The sequence below is a fragment of the Streptomyces sp. 4N124 genome, assembly GCF_052245395.1.
Classification (GTDB): Bacteria; Actinomycetota; Actinomycetes; order Streptomycetales; family Streptomycetaceae; genus Streptomyces.
Genome location: NZ_JBQQBS010000016.1, coordinates 52,795 through 68,856, shown reverse-complemented (window position 1 = coordinate 68,856; position 16,062 = coordinate 52,795). Strand labels below are relative to the sequence as shown.

Sequence of the window (16,062 nt, the reverse complement as noted above, 5' to 3'; positions counted from 1 at the left end):
GTGGTGCTCCGCTGACGGCGGTACCCCCGCGCCCCATAGGGGCGCGGGGAACTGCGCGACCAGCCACGACGGGCCCGCAGACGAGCGACGGCCATGCTCGCGGAGTGCCTAGCGCCGGCGCCCCGCCGGATCGTCCACCGCCGCCTCCCGTTCCGCACCGGAGGTGACCGTGCCCGCGTCGGCTGCCGGTTCCGCCCGGTCCCCGTGTCCCGGCCACCACGCCGCGTGGCCGATCAGCGCGGTGAGGCTCGGGGTGAAGAACATCGCCATCACGAACGCGGCGATCGCGATGCCGAAGGACACGGCGAAACCCATCTCCGTGAGCAGGGAGTTGCCCGCCAGCATCATCGTGGCGAAGGTCGCCGCGAGGATGACGCCTGCGGCGGCCACGGTCGGACCGGCATGCTTGAGCGCCATGCTGGCCGCCTCGCGCGGTTCGCGGCCCTCGCGTGCCTCCTCGCGGAGCCGGGCGATCATGAGGATGTTGTAGTCGGTGCCGATGGCGACCACGAAGAGATACATGATCACCGGGAGCATGAACATCAGGCCCGAATGCCCCGCCCCGTCCTGGAAGATCCACACCGTCGCACCCAGGGTGGCGCCGAATCCGAGACCCACCGACGCGATCAGATACCAGGGAGCGACCACGCTGCGCAGCAGCAGCCCCAGGATGACCATGATCAGCACGGCGGCGACGGGGAAGACCGTCCGGTAGTCGTGCTTGACCGCGGTGTCGATGTCCTTGTAGATCGAGGACATTCCGCCGACCAGAGCCTCGGTGCCCTCGGGCGCGTCGGAGTGCGCGACATCCCGTACGCGGTCCACCGCGTCGATCGCCTTGTCCGTCGACGCCTCGTACTGGAGCGTGACGGTGAAGTCCGCAGTGGTGCCCTCCTTGTTCACCTGCGTCATACGGGCACTCGCGACACCGTCCACGGCACCGAGCTTCTCGGCGTACGCGTCGAAGGCGGCCTTGTCGAGTGGCTCGCCGTCGGTGCTGGACAGGTAGACGTCGGTCGGCGCGGCGGCACCGGCCGAGTACGCCTTCTGCATCTCGTCCTGGACGACCATGGACTCCTTGGTCTTGGGCATGGAGCCCGAGGCCAGGTCGAACGTCGCCTTGTAGCCGAACGTGCCCAGCGACAGCACGAGCAGGACGAGACCGGACACCACGGCGGTCAGCGCGGGGCGGCGCTGCACGCTCCGGCCGAGGGCGGCGAAACGGGCGTTCTCGGGCTCCCGTTGCCAGGACTTGGAGGGCCAGAAGACCTTCGGCCCGATGAGTGAGACCACGGCCGGGATCAGGGTCAGGCCCGCGACCAGGGTGGCGGCCACCGCGATGGCCAGCGCCGGTCCCATCTGTTTGAGGAAGCCCAGCGTGGACAGCACCAGCGCCAGGAAGGCGATGATGACCGCCCCGGCGGCCGAGGCGATGGCCTCGCCGACCCGGGCCACCGCGTTGACCATGGCCTGCTTGGACTCGTCACCGGCGCGCAGGCGTTCGCGGTAACGGAACATCAGGAAGAGGAAGTAGTCCGTGCCCACGCCGAAGAGCACGACGATCAGGATCGACGAGATCGAGCTGTTGGCCTGCAGGTCGAACAGCTTGGTGGCGTACGCGATCAGCCCGTTGGCGATCGCGGCCACCACGCCGATCAGGACCAGGGGGAGTACGGCGAGGATCGGCGCCCGGAAGATGATCAGCAGGGTCACCAGAATGATGACGAAGGTGCCGATGCCGATCAGCGCCTCGCCGCGTTGGGACGAGTCCTGCTGGTCCAGGGCCTGTGCTGCGGAGCCGCCGAGCTTGACGTCCAGATCGGTGCCCTGGGCGAGTTGTTTCACGTCCTCGCGCAACACCTCGGCCGCGTCGGCCTGTTTGGGCGTGCCGGCGTTCTTGCTGTCCATCTGAACCAGGGTCAGGGCGTACCTGCCGTCCTCGGACGGCTGGCCGGGGACGACCTTCTGCACCTGGTCGATGTTCTTCCTGCCCAGCTCGGTGGTGATCCGGGCGACGTCCTGCTGGTCGGCGGCGGTCAACTTGCCGCCGTCGGTGCGCTGGTAGAGCGCGATCGCGGAGGGGGTGAAGGCGCTGGGGAACGCCTTCTCCTGGAGGTCTGCGGCTTTGATGGACTCGTAACTCTTGGGCAGGAAACTGCTCTCGTCGCTGGTGGACGGCAGGCTCGGGGCGGTGGCCACGATGGCCACTGCCGCGATCAGCCATGCCACGATCGTCCAGACGGGATGTCGGACGACTGCGCTGCCAATACGTCGGAACATGCGGGAGGGTCCTCCTCCTGGAAGGAAGATCACCGCAGCCCGGGGAGCGGACCCTGGCATCGGCGACCTCGACCGGCCCCGCACCGACCGAGCCGGTCGAATGGTTGTCTGAGGCTCTCAATCGTAGTGACCGAAGGGGTTCAGTACGTCAAGAGGGTCCGATCACAGGGCCCGAGCCACCAGAAGGGCGACGTCGTCGTGGTCGTCGGAGGTGCGCAGGCCGTAGAGCAGGAGGTCGCACGTCTCCTCGAGCGGGCGGTGTGGTTCGTCCAGGAAGCTGAGGAGGACGTTCAGGCGTTCGTCGATCGGGTGGTGGCGGGTCTCGACGAGGCCGTCGGTGTAGAGGACCAGCAGATCGCCGGGGCTCAGGTCGACCGTGGTGGTCTCGAAGGGGATGCCGCCGACCCCGAGCGGGGCTCCCGAGGGCAGATCGAGAAGTGTGGGGGCGTGTTCGGGGCCGGCCAGCGCCGGTGGCATGTGGCCCGCGTTGGCGATGAGGCACTGCCTGGTCCGCGGGTCGTACACGGCGTAGAGGCAGGTCACGATGTAGTGCTCCAGGTCGCAGGTGATCTTGTCCAGGTGCTGGAGCACGGCGCCGGGAGCGAGGTCGAGATCCGCGTAGGCGCAGGTGGCGGTGCGCAGTCGCCCCATGGTGGCGGCGGCGTCGATGCCGTTGCCCATGACATCGCCCACGACCAGGGCGGTCTTGTCGTCGCTGAGGGGAATGACGTCGTACCAGTCGCCGCCGACCTCGCTGGTGGCCTGGGCGGGCTGGTAGCGGGAGGCGAGTTCCAGACCGGTGTGGTGCGGCGGATGGTCGGGCAGCAGGCTGCGCTGGAGGTTGAGGGCTGTGTTGCGCACGCTCTGGAACCAGCGGGCGTTGTCGATCGCCACGGCGGCACGGCCGGCCAGCTCACAGGCCAGGACGACATCGTCGGCGTCGAAGGGCAGCGGATTGCCGGTGCGCTTGAGGTCGAGCGCGCCGAGCACCTCGCCGTGGGCGGTCAACGGCACCGCGAGATAGGAGTGGACGCCGGCCTGCGCCAGGAGCGTGGCGGCTTCGGCGTCGCGGGCGATGCGCGGCAGATCGTGGTCGCCGACATGGGAGACGAGAATCGGCCGCCCGGTGTGGACGCACAGGGTGACCAGCCGGTCACCGTCGTAGGCGGCGAGGTCACCGGGAGGGTCGGCGGCGCGCAGGGCCACCGTCGGGTGGGCCGCTTTCAGGGCGAGGGCGCGGAAGTACTCCGGGCTGTTGTCGGTTCTGCGGATACGCCGGCAGGCCAGGGCCGAGTCGAGGACGTCCACGGCGACCACGTCCGCGAGCGCCCCCGTGGCGACCTCCGCCAGTTCCCGGGCGGTCTGCTCCACCTCCAGACTCGTGCCGACGCGCGTCGAGGCGTCGGCGATGAGGGCCAGGCGCCGCCGGGCCCGGTCGGCCTCGGATGCCGCGCGGTGCCGTTCGGTGACGTCGACGACCGAGGTGGCTGCCCCCAGGACCCGGCCGCCGGGGTCCTCCAGCCGGTAGAACGAGAGGGACCAGGCGTGCTCGTGCTCCGGATCGGCCGGGGGACGGCCCACGTGGTACTGGTCGAGCAGCGGTGTGCCCGTGGTGAGCACCTGGCGCAGCGCGGACTCGATCGTGTCGATGTCGGGCAGCGGCAGGGTCTCCCGCAGCGTACGGCCGATGTGGTCCTCGGCGGGAATGCCGTCGATGCGCTCCAGCGCCGGGTTGACCAGGAGATACCGCAGGTCCGGGTCCATGAGCGCCAGCCCGATCGGGGACTGGTTGATCAGCCGCTCGCACAGGGCCAGATCGGTCTCGACGCGCTGGAGGAGGCTGTGGTCGGCCGCGATGCCCAGCGCGTAGACGTCTCCGAGGTCGTCCAGCAGCCGCATGTTGCGGAACTCCGTCAGACGGGTGCTGCCGTCCTTGAGCCGGATGGGGAAGGTGCCCGCCCAGCTCCGGCCGGTCTCCAGTACGTCCGAGAACAGCTTCGCCACGACCTCGAGGTGTTCGGGGTGGATGAACAGTCGTGCCGCGTACGTGCCGAGAGCCTCGTCGGAGGTGTAGCCGAAGAGCTCCTCCGCCTGCGGGGTCCAGAACACGATGCGCCCGTCGGCGTCGACGACCACCGCCGCCACGCTCAGGACATCCAGCAGGCCGGTCGGCCGGGGCGGCTCGGGGCGGTACTCGTCACCGTCGGACGGGAAGGGTTCGGCTGTCATCCCTCGGCCCTCCTCCAGCGGCCGGCAGGACGTACCGACCTGTGCCGGCCATACCGGGTACCAGCGACCGGCACTTCCATGCTGCCCCCGGCTCTCCGCGTTGGCGAACACTGGCTTGGGCCGGGGCCGTGCGCATCGGGCGGGCGCGCAGGAACATAGTCGTGTAGAGGGTGAGTCCATGGATTCTGCGCGACATGGTTCCGATGAGCAGCCGACACCGGCGGGGCCGCGCGACCTGCTCGACGCGTCCACCGACGCCGCGGCGGTCGTGGCGGCCGACGGCGTGGTGATCGGCTGGACCCGGGGTGCCGAAGAACTCCTCGGCTACCCGGCACAGGAGGTGGTCGGCGGCTCCGCCGCGCGGCTGCTGGCGATGCCCGGGGATCCGACACGTGTCGCCGGCGTCGCGGACCGCTGCCGCGCCGGAATGGGGTGGAGCGGCCTCATCCCCGTACGGCACCGCGACGGCCGGTCCCTCGACGTCGACCTGCGGGTCTCCGCGTGCTTTCGCATCGGCGAGGGCGAGTGTTTCCTGCTCTCGGCGCGGGAGCAGCGGCCGCAATGGACGGTCGGCCAGTCCGTCCTCGACGGATTCCTGACCCGCTCCCCGGTCGGTATGGCGGTCATGGACACCGAGCTGCGCTACGTCTGGCTCAACGACACGCTGGAACGCTTCGGCGGCGTGCCCCGGGAGCAGCGGCTGGGGCGCCGGCTGAGCGAGCTGCTGCCCGGCCTGCAGGCGGAGACCATCGAGGGGCTGATGCGCAAGGTGCTGACGACCGGCGTGCCGGTGACCGACTACGAGTACGTGGGATGGAGCTGGGCCGATCCCCACCGCCAGCACGCCTACTCCACGTCCTTCTTCCCCTTGGTGGACGCCGAGAACTCCGTGACCGGAGTCTGCTACATGGTCCTGGACGTCACCGAGCGATGGAACGCCCGCCAGCTCCTGTCGATGGTCAACGAGGCCGGAACGCGCGTCGGCACCACCCTCGACGTGCTGCGGACGGCACAGGAACTGGCCGACTTCGCCGTTCCCCGCTTCGCGGACTTCGTCGTCGTCGACCTTCTGGAGCCCGTCCTCAGCACCGAGGGGCACGGGGCATGGCTGACCGACGCGGGACCGGCACCCGCCACGCCGACGATGCGACGCGCCGGACTGAGCTCGGTGCGAGAGGGCTGCCCCGAGGCCGTGGCGCGGGTCGGGGAGAGGGTGGACTTCCTTCCCCCGTCGCACGACGCGCGCCTCTTCCTCGACGGCGAGCCGATCCTCATCCCGGTCCTCGACCCGTCCGACGACCTCTGGGCCGCCGAGCAGCCCGCGAGAGCGGCGAGCATCCGCGAATTCGGACTGCATTCCCTCATCTCCGTGCCGATGCACGCGCGGAACACCGCCCTGGGCCTGACCACGTTCATACGGTCGCTCAATCCCGTCTCGTTCCAGCCCGACGACGTCCTGCTGGCCCGGGAGCTGGTGGCACGGGCCGCGCTCTGCGTCGACAACGCCCGCCGCTACACCCGCGAGCACACGGCGGCGGTCGCGCTGCAGCGCAGTCTGCTGCCCCAGGCCCTGACGGGCGGAACAGCGCTGGAGGTGGCCTCCTTCTATCAGCCGGCCGACCCGACGGGCGGGGTCGGTGGCGACTGGTTCGACGTGATCCCGCTGTCCGGGGGCCGCGTCGCCCTCGTCGTCGGCGATGTGGTCGGGCACGGCATCACCGCGGCGGCGACCATGGGCCGGCTGCGCACCGCGGTGCAGACCCTCGCCGACATGGAGATGCCTCCCGACGAACTGCTGGCGCACCTCGACGACCTGGTGCTCCGGCTGAGCGAGCCGAAGACCGACGACGAGGCGGCCGTAGAGAGCGCGACCGCCTTCCTCGGGGCAACCTGCCTGTACGCCGTCTACGACCCGGTGCGAAGGCGCTGCACGATGGCCCGGGCCGGCCATCCACCACCGGTCGTCATCACCCCCGACGGCCAGGTCTCCTTCCCCGAGCTGCCCGCCGGGCCTCCGCTCGGTCTGGGCGGATTGGCGTTCGAGGCCACCGAGATCGAACTCGCCGAGAACAGCCTGCTCGGCCTCTACACGGACGGGCTCGTCGAGGGTGCCGACCGCGACATGGAGCGGGGCATGTCCCGGCTCGGCGACGCGCTGGCCCGTTCGGCCTCCGACCTCACCACGCTCTGCGCCTCCGCGGTGCGGGAACTCGTGCCCGTGCCCCAACCCGACGACATCGCCCTTCTCCTGGCGCGCACGCACGGCCTGGGCGCCGACCATGTCGCCTCGTGGGACGTGCCGGCGGACCCGGCCGCCGTCGCCGACATCCGAGCGCGGGCGACCCGCCGGGTGGAGGAGTGGGGGCTGGCGGACCTGGCCATGACGACCGAGCTCATCGTGAGTGAACTGGTCACCAACGCGATCCGCCACGCCGCGCCGCCCATCCGGCTACGACTGCTCCGTGACACCCGCCTCACCTGCGAGGTCGCCGACGCCAGCAGCACGGCCCCACGACTGAGACACGCCCGGAGCATGGACGAAGGCGGCCGTGGCCTGTTCCTGGTGGCCCAGCTCACCCATCGCTGGGGCGCTCGGTACACGGCCGACGGGAAGATCATCTGGGCGGAGCAGGAGATCCCGTGAACAGCACGGACCGCCGCGTCCCGGCCGGGACCGGGACGTGGCGGTCGTACGCCGCTCAGTCGAACGGCGTCAGGAAGTCCCCTGTGGACAGCGGCCTGTTGACGATGCGGGTATCGCCGATCCACCCGTAGAAGCCCTGTCCGAACCGCTCGTCGAACTGCGTCGCGCCGATGACGAAGGGCTTGCCGAGCGTGGTGATGCCCGTCGACGGCTGCGTGGGATTGCGGGCGATCTTCGAGCCGTCCACGTACATCACCGTCCGCCGGCCGTCATTGACGAGGGCGATGTGCATCCAGCGGCCGACCGGCACGGCGTGGCTCCACGACGTCGGGTCGGCGTCCTGCTTGTAGGGGTAGACGACGAACTGGAGAAACCGCTCCGGAGACAGGTTGAGACTGCAGGTGGGCTCCAGCGGGGACCAGCCCGTGGTCTTGCCCGCGTCGCCGTTGCGGCCCTCCCAGCTCAGGATGCCCATCCAGCTGTGGTCGCCCTCGAAGGGCTCGGGCAGCATGACGTGCGTCTCGATGGTGTAGCCGCGGGTGAACTTCGCGCTGTTCAGGGCGGCGCGCGTGGCGGTCGTCAGGATGGCACCGCGGTCCGGGCTCTTGCCGCCGTCGAAGCGGAGGCTGGCGTGCGCCGGCTGGCCGGGGTGGTGGTCGGCGGACCAGGTGAGCGCGTCGGGTCCACTGGAGTGCAGGCGGCTGACGGTCAGATCGTTGCCGTTGCCCGTGAGATCGCGTACCACCGCTCCGTCGGCCACGGGGGCACCCGGTGTTCCGGCGGCGGACGTCCCGGACGTGTCGAAGCGCCAGTACGCGACCGTGCCGCGGGGCATGACCGCGGAGGCCGGACGTGGCTTCGGCGCGGGAATCGGGGCGAAGCCCTTGAAGCGCTCGTCGAAGTCGATGTCCAGGCTGAACCGGTCGGTGGGGCCGGTCAGTTCGATCGTCTCCGCCTCCAGCGGTGACCGCTTCTCCGGGTCGCGGGCGAGGAACCACGGCGAGAAGGTCTCGACGTCGATGACACCGCGGGCGAGGTCGAAGGCATAGGTGCGGATCATGCCGGCGCCGCCGTAGTAGCGGTCCTGGTAGTTGGTGATATGGAGGTGGACATCGTTGTCAGAGTCGTTGGTCAGAACCGTGCGCCCGGGCGGCCAGTAGTGGCCGCCCAACGCGAGGAAGATCTGGTCGTTGCCGCGGATGAGACCGTCCCACAGGCGCCGGCCGTTGTCCGACAGCTGGGCCTCGCCGTCGTCGTCCGACCAGACGAGGTCATGCGTGGTCAGGATGACGGGGAGCGTCGGATGCGCGTCGAGAACACCCTGGGCCCAGCGCAGGCCCTTGTCCGAGACCCGCCAGTCCAGGGCGAGGATCAGCCACTGGCGGCCCGCAGCGCGCAGCACGTGGTAGCTGTTGTAGCCGTCCGGCGACGCGCCACGGAAGGTCGGCATCGACGCGTAGCGCCGCGGGCCGAACGCCGCGAGGTACGCGGAGTCGCCGCGCTGGTCGTCGGTGGAGGAGCGGATGTCATGGTTCCCCGCCAGGACGCTGTAGGGCACCTTGCCGTGGATCGCCCTGAACGTGTCGGCGGCGAGCGCTATTTCCTGCTCGGTGCCGTGCTCCGTGACATCACCGAGGTGGGTCATGAAGGCGATGTTCGCGTCCTCGCGCTCGGCGGCGAGATAGTGGAACGTGGCACGCAGCGGCGCCGGGTCGGAGCTGTCGGCGTCGAAGAGATACTGCGTGTCGGGAAGCACCGCGAGCGCGAACCGCGGGCTCTCGGTGTCGAAGTGGGACCGTCCGCTGCCGCGGGCAGCCGAGTCCGCGTGCGCCGGGCGCGCCTCGGCCGCGGTGACCACGGCACCGGCCGCGGGGATCACGACCGCGGCCTGCAGCAGTCCGCGTCTGTCCAGCCGGTGTTGGTGCCCGTCCGTGCTCATGTGCCCTCCAGATGACGACCGTTGGGGTAGGAAGGCACACTGCTGACCACTCGTGACCACGTCATGGCAAGAAGCTGAACGCCGCATTCTGTTCGCGGCACGAATGACAGCTCCGCCGCGACGCCTCATGCCCCGTCAGTAGACATTGAGGCCGTAGGCGCCCAGTACTTCCTGGATCGGCTGGTAGTACGTGGTGCCGCCGGTCGCGCAGTTCCCGGAGCCGCCGGAGAGGATGCCGATGACCTTGTCGCCGGCGTAGAGCGGGCCTCCGCTGTCGCCGGGCTCGGCGCAGATGCTGGTCTGGATCAGCCCGTACACGATGGTGCCGCCACCGTAGTTGACGGTCGCGTTCAGCCCGGTGACGAGGCCGCATCGGACACCCGTGGTGGCGCCCCGGGTGCAGACGCGCTGGCCGACGTAGGCGGTCGCTGTCCCGGTCACGTCGACGCTCCCGATGGTCCCAGGGTGCGGTACGGCCGGGTTGGAGTACTGGACGACGCCGAAGTCGTTGCCCGGGAAGCTGGTCGCGGTGGTGGGGCCGACGACGGTGTCCATGGCGGGACCCGTGTACCAGGTGGTGGTGCCGTCGGTGCAGTGACCGGCCGTGACGAAGTAGTACGTGGACCCGCTCCGTACGTTGACACCCGCCGAGCAGCGTCCGCCGCCCGCGTAGATGGCGTCGCCGCCCGACAGGAGGGTGCGCAGCCGGCCGTCGAGCCGATCGAGGATCACGGCACCGGCGAAACGCCCGGTGGCCTGGCGGAGTTGGGCCAGCTCGGTGTCCGTGACCGTGGAATCGGCGACGACCCGCAGCGTCCCGGTGCGCTCGTCGACGGACCAGGCCGTCCCGTCGATTCCCAGGGACTCGACGGCCGAAGCCGCGCCGGACACCGACGCGGTCGACGCCCCGGCGCCGGCAGTGGGCGCTGCCGCCGCGCTGGTGCCGGACACCGCGAGTACTGCCACACCGAGCAGGCTCAGCACGGAGGCGAGCAGCCGTGAGCGTCTGACGGTCGTACGCCGTGCTCTCATACCCACATCTCCCCGAAGACGGTCGGTCAGGCTCGGGCATGCCCCACCGGTCGCCAGGTGGGCTGTGCCGTGCCCGTGGTGCTGGTGCGATGGGGCCGCCGCGCTGCGCGTACCGGAGGCGGGGCAGCGCCCAGTGTGCCGGGCGGGGCCCGGCGGGGGTAGGCCGTCTTCGGGCCATGGCGCCCGCCGCGACGATCAGCCACCCGGCGGTGCGACCACGTCGCCGAGCTGACATCACACCAATGGGGCACATAGGTTTTAATGCCCGAAGGGAGGCCAACTTTCCGGAGCGGTCGATGTCCCGCAATCACTCAACCGACGACGCCGACGAGCTGCTGGCCAGGCTCAGGACGCTGACCGCTCAGGCACGGGAGCGAGCCGAGCTCCAGCGTTCCCTGGTGGAGCTGGCCGTCGCCCTGCAGCGCGGGATGCTTCCCGGAGACATGCCGGTCGCACCCGGGTTCGACCTGGCCGTCCAGTACTCACCCGCCTTTCACGGCCTGAACGTAGGAGGCGACTGGTACGACGCCTTCCGGATGCCCGATGGACGCATCGGCCTGTCCATCGGCGACGTACAGGGCCACAACATCGAGGCCGCCGCCTTCATGGGGCAGGTCCGGGTGGGGCTGCGCGCGCTCGCCTCGGTCACGAGCGAGCCGGGGGAGCTTCTCTCCAGGACGAACGACCTGCTCCTGACGCTCGGCGCCGATCTCTTCGCGACCTGCACCTTCATGCGGCTCGACCCGTGCACCGGGGTGCTGGAGAGCGCCAGGGCCGGGCACATCCCGTGCGTGTGGGCCACCGCGGACGGGAAGTCCGGCATCGCCGAGGACGAAGGGGGACCACCTCTGGGCATCGAAGCGGGGCAGGACTACCCGGTGACCCGGTACCGGCTCAGCACCGGCGGGGTGTTCGTCCTGATGACGGACGGCGTGGTGGAGGGGCCCTCGCTGAGCCTGGACGACGGACTGGACCAGGTGGTGAGGCTCGCGGGAGTGGCCGCCGTCGCGGGCATGGACGCCGGCTCGCTCGCCGCCGCCGTGATCAAGGGGGCCGAGCGGGTGGGACACGAGGACGACGCGGCCGTACTGGTCGTAGGCCACGACGAAGCAGGCGTACGCCGGTAGGGGAGAGCCCGGCTTCCTCCTCGGCTCGCCGAGAGGGCGGCGTCGTTGTCTGATGGCTGCTGTGGTGGGTATCCATGATCTACGGCGACCAGCCCTCTACGCTCTCGAGACGCTGGCAGTCACCGCCTGCTACTTCGCCGCGGGGCGGCTGGGGCTCATGCGTCAGCTCGTCGTCCAGGGCGCCGTGGTGACACCCATTTGGCCGCCCACGGGCGTCGCGCTGGCCTGCCTGCTGATCTTCGGGATCCGTGCCCTGCCGGGCATCGCCCTGGGGGTGCTCTTCGTGGTCATGTCGATCACCTCGCTGCAGCCCGCGGTGATCGGGACTCTGGCCGGCAACACCGCGGCTCCGCTCTGCGCGTACCTGCTTCTGCGCAGGGTGGGGTTCCGGACGGACCTCAGCCGTTTGCGGGACTGCGTCGCGCTGGTGTTCCTGGGAGCCCTGGCCAGCATGCTGATCAGCGCGAGCGCCGGCGTCGGTCTGCTCGTTCTCACGGACAAACTCGACGCGCCCGGTGTCTGGCCGGTGTGGCTCGCATGGTGGGTGGGCGACGCGATGGGAGTCCTGCTCGTCACCCCCGTTCTGCTGCTGCTCCACACGGTGCGCAGGCCGCCTGGCCCCGCCCGCTGGAAGGAGGCGACCGGGCTGGCACTCATCGCCTGCGGTCTCGTACCACTGGCCGCGTACAGCACCATCAGCATGCTCTTCCTCGTCTATCCACTCCTGATCTGGGCCGCCCTGCGCTTCCAGCTGGCGGGCAGCATCCTGTGCGCCCTCCTCGCCTCCACCACGACCACCATCGCGGCGACGGACCAGACCGGCTCCTTCGAACACCTCACCCATATCGAGGTGATGATCAAACTGCAGGCCTTCAACGGCTCCATGGCCCTCACGGCCCTGCTTCTGTCCGCCGTCATCACCGAGCAGCACCACACCAGACGCTCGGTCGAGCGGGCCTGCCAGGACCTCGTCGAGGTGCTGGAACACCTCACGGCCGGCGACGCTCCCCGCACCCGGCCACCGCCGGACATCGACGCCCCCCGCCCGCGAGACCGGTGACCCACTCCGAACCACGCCGAAATTCGTTTCGTGCGGATCGGGGAGCGCCCTACCGTGGCGTGGTGACGACTCAGATGATCATTCTCAACGGCGGTTCGAGCTCGGGAAAGTCCGGGATCGTACGGTGTCTCCAAGCCGAACTGCCCGACCCGTGGCTGGCGTTCGGGTGCGACTCGTTCGTCGACGCGCTGCCCGCGAGGATGCAGGCGTCGGACGAGGGCATCGTGTTCGCCGCGGACGGCGGGGTGAGCGTCGGGGCGGAGTTCATGGCGCTGCAGACGGCCTGGATGGACGGCGTCGCGGCGATGGCCCGAGCGGGCGCCAGGATCATCATCGATGACGTGTTCCTCGGCGGAGCGGGGTCCCAGCAGCGGTGGCAGAAGACCGTGGACGGACTCGCCGTGCTGTGGGTCGGCGTCAGGTGTGAGAGTGCGGTCGCCGCGGGCCGGGAGGTCGCACGCGGAGACCGCGTCCGGGGGATGGCCGCGCTGCAGGCCGACGTGGTGCACGAAGGGGTGTCCTACGACGTGGAGGTGGACACGACGCATACCGAGGCCCTGCTGTGCGCGCGAACCATCGCCGCCCACGTCAGCTGATCACCGGCCGGTCTCTGCCGCCGCCATCTTCGCCGCCGCCAGCTTGATGGCCTCACGGACGCGGAAGTACGTCCCGCAGCGGCAGACGTTGTCGATCGCGTCGATATCGGCGTCGGTGGGGTTACTGGTCCTCTTCAACAGGGCGACGGCGGCCATGATCTGGCCGGGCTGGCAGAAACCGCACTGGGGGACGTCCTGCTCCAGCCAGGCCTCCTGGACGGGATGAAGGCGCTCTCCGTCGGCGAGGCCCTCGATGGTGGTGACATCTCGTCCGGCGGCCTCGGAGACGGGGACCACACACGGGTTGACGGCCTCGCCGTCCAGATGGCTGGTGCAGGCCTTGCAGACGTCGATACCGCAGCCGTACTTGGGCCCGCGGATGCCGAGCAGGTCACGCAGGACCCACAGCAGAGGCAGGTCGGCGTGGGCTTCGACGGTCACGGAGGTGCCGTTCACGGTGAAGGTGTGCTGGGGCATGCGGGGCGCTCCTGCGCGGTGTGGGGCCGGGCCGGTGGTGGGGGCCTCAGCGCGGGAAGGGTTCGAAGTCGACCGGGAAATGGACGGGGAAGCTGCGGGGGCGGGTGCCGGTGGCCCGGGCGTACGCGTTCGCGATGGCGCCGACCGCGGCCGGGACGCCCAGCTCACCCGCCCCGCCCGGTTCGCCGTGCGCGGGCATGACGATGACCTGCACATCGGTCGGCGAATTCCGCTGCCGCGCATAGTGGAACTGCGAGTAACTCCCCTCCAGGGGCAGCCCTTTGTCGATGTGCAGTCCGGCGGTCAGCGTCGTGGAGATCGCGTCCGTCAGCCCGCCGAGCATCTGTGCCTCAAGGCCGCGCGGATTGATCGGCCGCCCGACGTCCACGGCGATCACCGCTCTCGTCACGCGCGGGGATTTCGGGTCCCGGGCGTCGATCTCGACCAGACAGGCGGTACGCGACTTGTACTCGGCGTGGAAGCCGATGCCCTGGGCGAACCCGTCCGCCATCGCACGCCCCCAGTCCCCGGCCGAGGCGGCCCGGTCCAGCACCGCCCGGTCTTCGTCGGTCTTGAGGAACCTGCGCCTGAACGCCACCGGGTCCTGCCCCAGTTCCGCCGCCAGCTCGTCGACGACGACCTCCTCCGCGCCGCGCGTGTTCGCCGAATACACCGAGCGCCAGGACGCGGTCGGCATCCGCAGCGGGACCTCGGCGAGCGTCTGGCTCGTCAGCCCGAAGTCGTACGGCGAGTGGACCGTGGTGGAGAACAGCGTCTGGGCGAAGGCCTGGTTGCCGCCCGGCAGTTGCGCCCCCGCCGCGGTGAGGATCTCCCCGAGCCCGTGCCGGAAGTCCGTCTCCACGGCCGCGACCCGGTGCCGGAAGCTGAGCACCTGGCCCGTGGAGCCCGTTGTGTAGGTGGCCCGGATCCGGTGGTGGCTGGCCGGGCGCATACGGCCGTGGCGCATGTCGTCGATGCGGGACCACATCAACCTGACGGGCCGCCGGCTCGCCTTGGACACCAGCGCCGCCTCCAGCGCCGCGTCGAAGAACAGCCGACGGCCGAACGACCCACCGCCCTGCACCACATGCACCGTGACCTTGTCCTGCGGCAGACCGATGGCGGCGGCGATGGTCTGCTGGGCGACGACGGGCGACTTCAACCCGGCCCAGACGGTCGCCCGGTCGGTCCGTACGTCGGCGACGGCGGAGTTCGTCTCCAACGGTGCGTGACTGACGAACGCGAAGTCGAACTCGGCGTCCAGCCGCTTGGTGAGCAGCGGTGGCAGGACGAACGGCGGTGCGGCGGCCCGTAGTTCGGCGCGGATGTCGGCGTCGGAAAGGCCGTCGACCGTCCCGCCGCGCCAGGTGACGTCGAGCGCGTCCTTCCCGTCGAGTGCCTGGCCGAAGGTCTCGGCGACAACGGCGACACCCGTGGGGACGACGACCACATCGACGACGCCCGGCATCGCCCGCACAGCGGCCTCGTTCCTGACCGCATCAACCTTTCCGCCCAGAGTCGGCGGCCGTCGCACCATCGCCGGGAGCGCGCCCGGGACATCCAGGTCGAGCGTGTACCGCATCCGGCCGGTGACCATCGCGCGGCTGTCGATCCGCGAGGTCGGCGTCCCGACGAGCGCGTGCTCGGACTCGGGCTTGGGGGAGAAGCCGGGAACAGCGCCGCTCTCACTCGCCGTTGCGGCCAAGGCCAGCGAGGCGTACGAGGCCGTACGACCGCCCGGCCCATGGACGACGCCGTCGCGCGTGACGAGCCCGTCCACCGGCACCTCCCACCGTCGCGCCGCGGCTTCGACCATGCGGGCCCGGGCCGCTGCCGCAGTCCGGCGGACCGGATCGTAGAGCGACCTGATCGAGTTCGAGCTCCCGGTGAGCTGGTTGAACAGCAACTCGGGCCGTGCGTCGTCGAGATGAACCGTGACGGCGGCAAGAGGCACATCCATCTCCTCGGCAACCAGCATCGCGACGGCGGTCGTCAGCCCCTGCCCGACCTCCTCCCGCGGCAGCCGGAAGTGGACCGCGCCCTCCTCGTCCACGGTCAGCACCAGCAGATGCGCCGTGGGCAGACCGGCAAGGACCAACAGATCCCCGAGGTCGACCGCTTCGGCGAGCGAAGGAGGCGTCGGCGCGGCGGGAGCGGCAGCCGCGGCTGTGGCGGGGGAGAGGCCGGTGGCTACGGTCAGGGTGGGGGCGGCGACCAGGTAAGTGAGGAGCGTACGTCGGCCCAGAGCGGCCTTCGGAGTCGGCTTGTCGGCATCGCCCTTGGTCTCCGCCATCGCGTGATCTCCCTTGTCCGCGCGTGGGAGACAGTTTGTTGTGGGCACGCAGATCCGGGCAACGCGGGAACCGTGAAGGATCGGTCGCGGTCGTGCGACCGGTCACCAGGAGGCGGCCTATATGCCGTTCACGGTGCTCCGGGGGCGCCACGGGAGTGTGATGGCCAGGAACGCCTGGAGCGGCAAAGGTCCCGCCCTGTCCGCCGGATGCGAGACGCACCGACAAAACGGTCGAGAGTGCTGCGGACGCCGTTGATGCTTCCGCTGTCGGAGTCGCGGCCGGCCAGGGAAGCAAGGATTTCGCAAGGTTCGTGCCCATGTGCGTGCGTACCGTGTGAACGCCCCGACCAACAGGGGGAGTTGGCATCTGGGATGGGCGGACCAC

10 protein-coding genes are annotated in these 16,062 nt (G+C 70.3%); 4 read left to right on the top strand and 6 right to left on the bottom strand.

What is annotated here, in order from left to right; translation table 11 throughout:
• Positions 1–108 precede the first annotated feature (108 nt).
• A complete protein-coding gene (locus tag ACTWQO_RS18405; RefSeq protein ID WP_443238419.1) occupies positions 109–2,280 on the bottom strand; it encodes an MMPL family transporter in 2,172 nt (723 codons plus the stop codon).
• A gap of 162 nt (positions 2,281–2,442) precedes the next feature.
• Positions 2,443–4,509 carry a SpoIIE family protein phosphatase gene (locus ACTWQO_RS18400; RefSeq protein WP_443238418.1) on the bottom strand — a complete coding sequence of 689 codons (2,067 nt, stop codon included), beginning with the start codon at positions 4,507–4,509 and terminating at the stop codon, positions 2,443–2,445.
• Between the two features lie 178 nt (positions 4,510–4,687).
• Here ACTWQO_RS18400 and ACTWQO_RS18395 point away from each other — a divergent pair, with 178 nt between their 5' ends.
• Positions 4,688–7,153 (top strand): SpoIIE family protein phosphatase, encoded by a 2,466-nt coding sequence (locus tag ACTWQO_RS18395; protein WP_443238417.1) that lies wholly within the window; start codon positions 4,688–4,690, stop codon positions 7,151–7,153.
• A 55-nt stretch (positions 7,154–7,208) separates the two neighbouring features.
• Here the strand turns inward: ACTWQO_RS18395 and ACTWQO_RS18390 are convergent, their stop codons facing one another.
• Positions 7,209–9,092, bottom strand: a complete 1,884-nt coding sequence (locus ACTWQO_RS18390; RefSeq protein ID WP_443238416.1) for a LamG-like jellyroll fold domain-containing protein — start codon at positions 9,090–9,092, stop codon at positions 7,209–7,211.
• Between the two features lie 135 nt (positions 9,093–9,227).
• Positions 9,228–10,124: a S1 family peptidase gene (locus ACTWQO_RS18385; RefSeq protein WP_443238415.1), complete on the bottom strand. Its 897-nt coding sequence runs from the start codon at positions 10,122–10,124 to the stop codon at positions 9,228–9,230.
• 296 nt (positions 10,125–10,420) lie between these two features.
• Between ACTWQO_RS18385 and ACTWQO_RS18380 the strand changes: the two genes are divergently transcribed.
• The 3 genes from ACTWQO_RS18380 (at position 10,421) to cpt (ending at position 12,907) form a co-directional block, all read left to right on the top strand.
• A complete protein-coding gene (locus ACTWQO_RS18380; RefSeq protein ID WP_443238414.1) occupies positions 10,421–11,251 on the top strand; it encodes a PP2C family protein-serine/threonine phosphatase in 831 nt (276 codons plus the stop codon).
• Positions 11,252–11,303: 52 nt separating this feature from the next.
• The gene (locus ACTWQO_RS18375; protein WP_443238413.1) at positions 11,304–12,311 is read left to right on the top strand and encodes an MASE1 domain-containing protein; all 1,008 of its coding nucleotides are present in this window, start codon (positions 11,304–11,306) and stop codon (positions 12,309–12,311) included.
• Between the two features lie 62 nt (positions 12,312–12,373).
• Positions 12,374–12,907: a chloramphenicol phosphotransferase CPT gene (cpt, locus tag ACTWQO_RS18370; protein WP_443238412.1), complete on the top strand. Its 534-nt coding sequence runs from the start codon at positions 12,374–12,376 to the stop codon at positions 12,905–12,907.
• Here cpt and ACTWQO_RS18365 read toward each other — a convergent pair whose 3' ends face one another.
• Positions 12,908–13,384, bottom strand: a complete 477-nt coding sequence (locus ACTWQO_RS18365) for a (2Fe-2S)-binding protein (RefSeq protein WP_443238411.1) — start codon at positions 13,382–13,384, stop codon at positions 12,908–12,910.
• Between the two features lie 46 nt (positions 13,385–13,430).
• The gene (locus ACTWQO_RS18360) at positions 13,431–15,677 is read right to left on the bottom strand and encodes a molybdopterin cofactor-binding domain-containing protein (protein WP_443238410.1); all 2,247 of its coding nucleotides are present in this window, start codon (positions 15,675–15,677) and stop codon (positions 13,431–13,433) included.
• Positions 15,678–16,062: the final 385 nt, after the last annotated feature.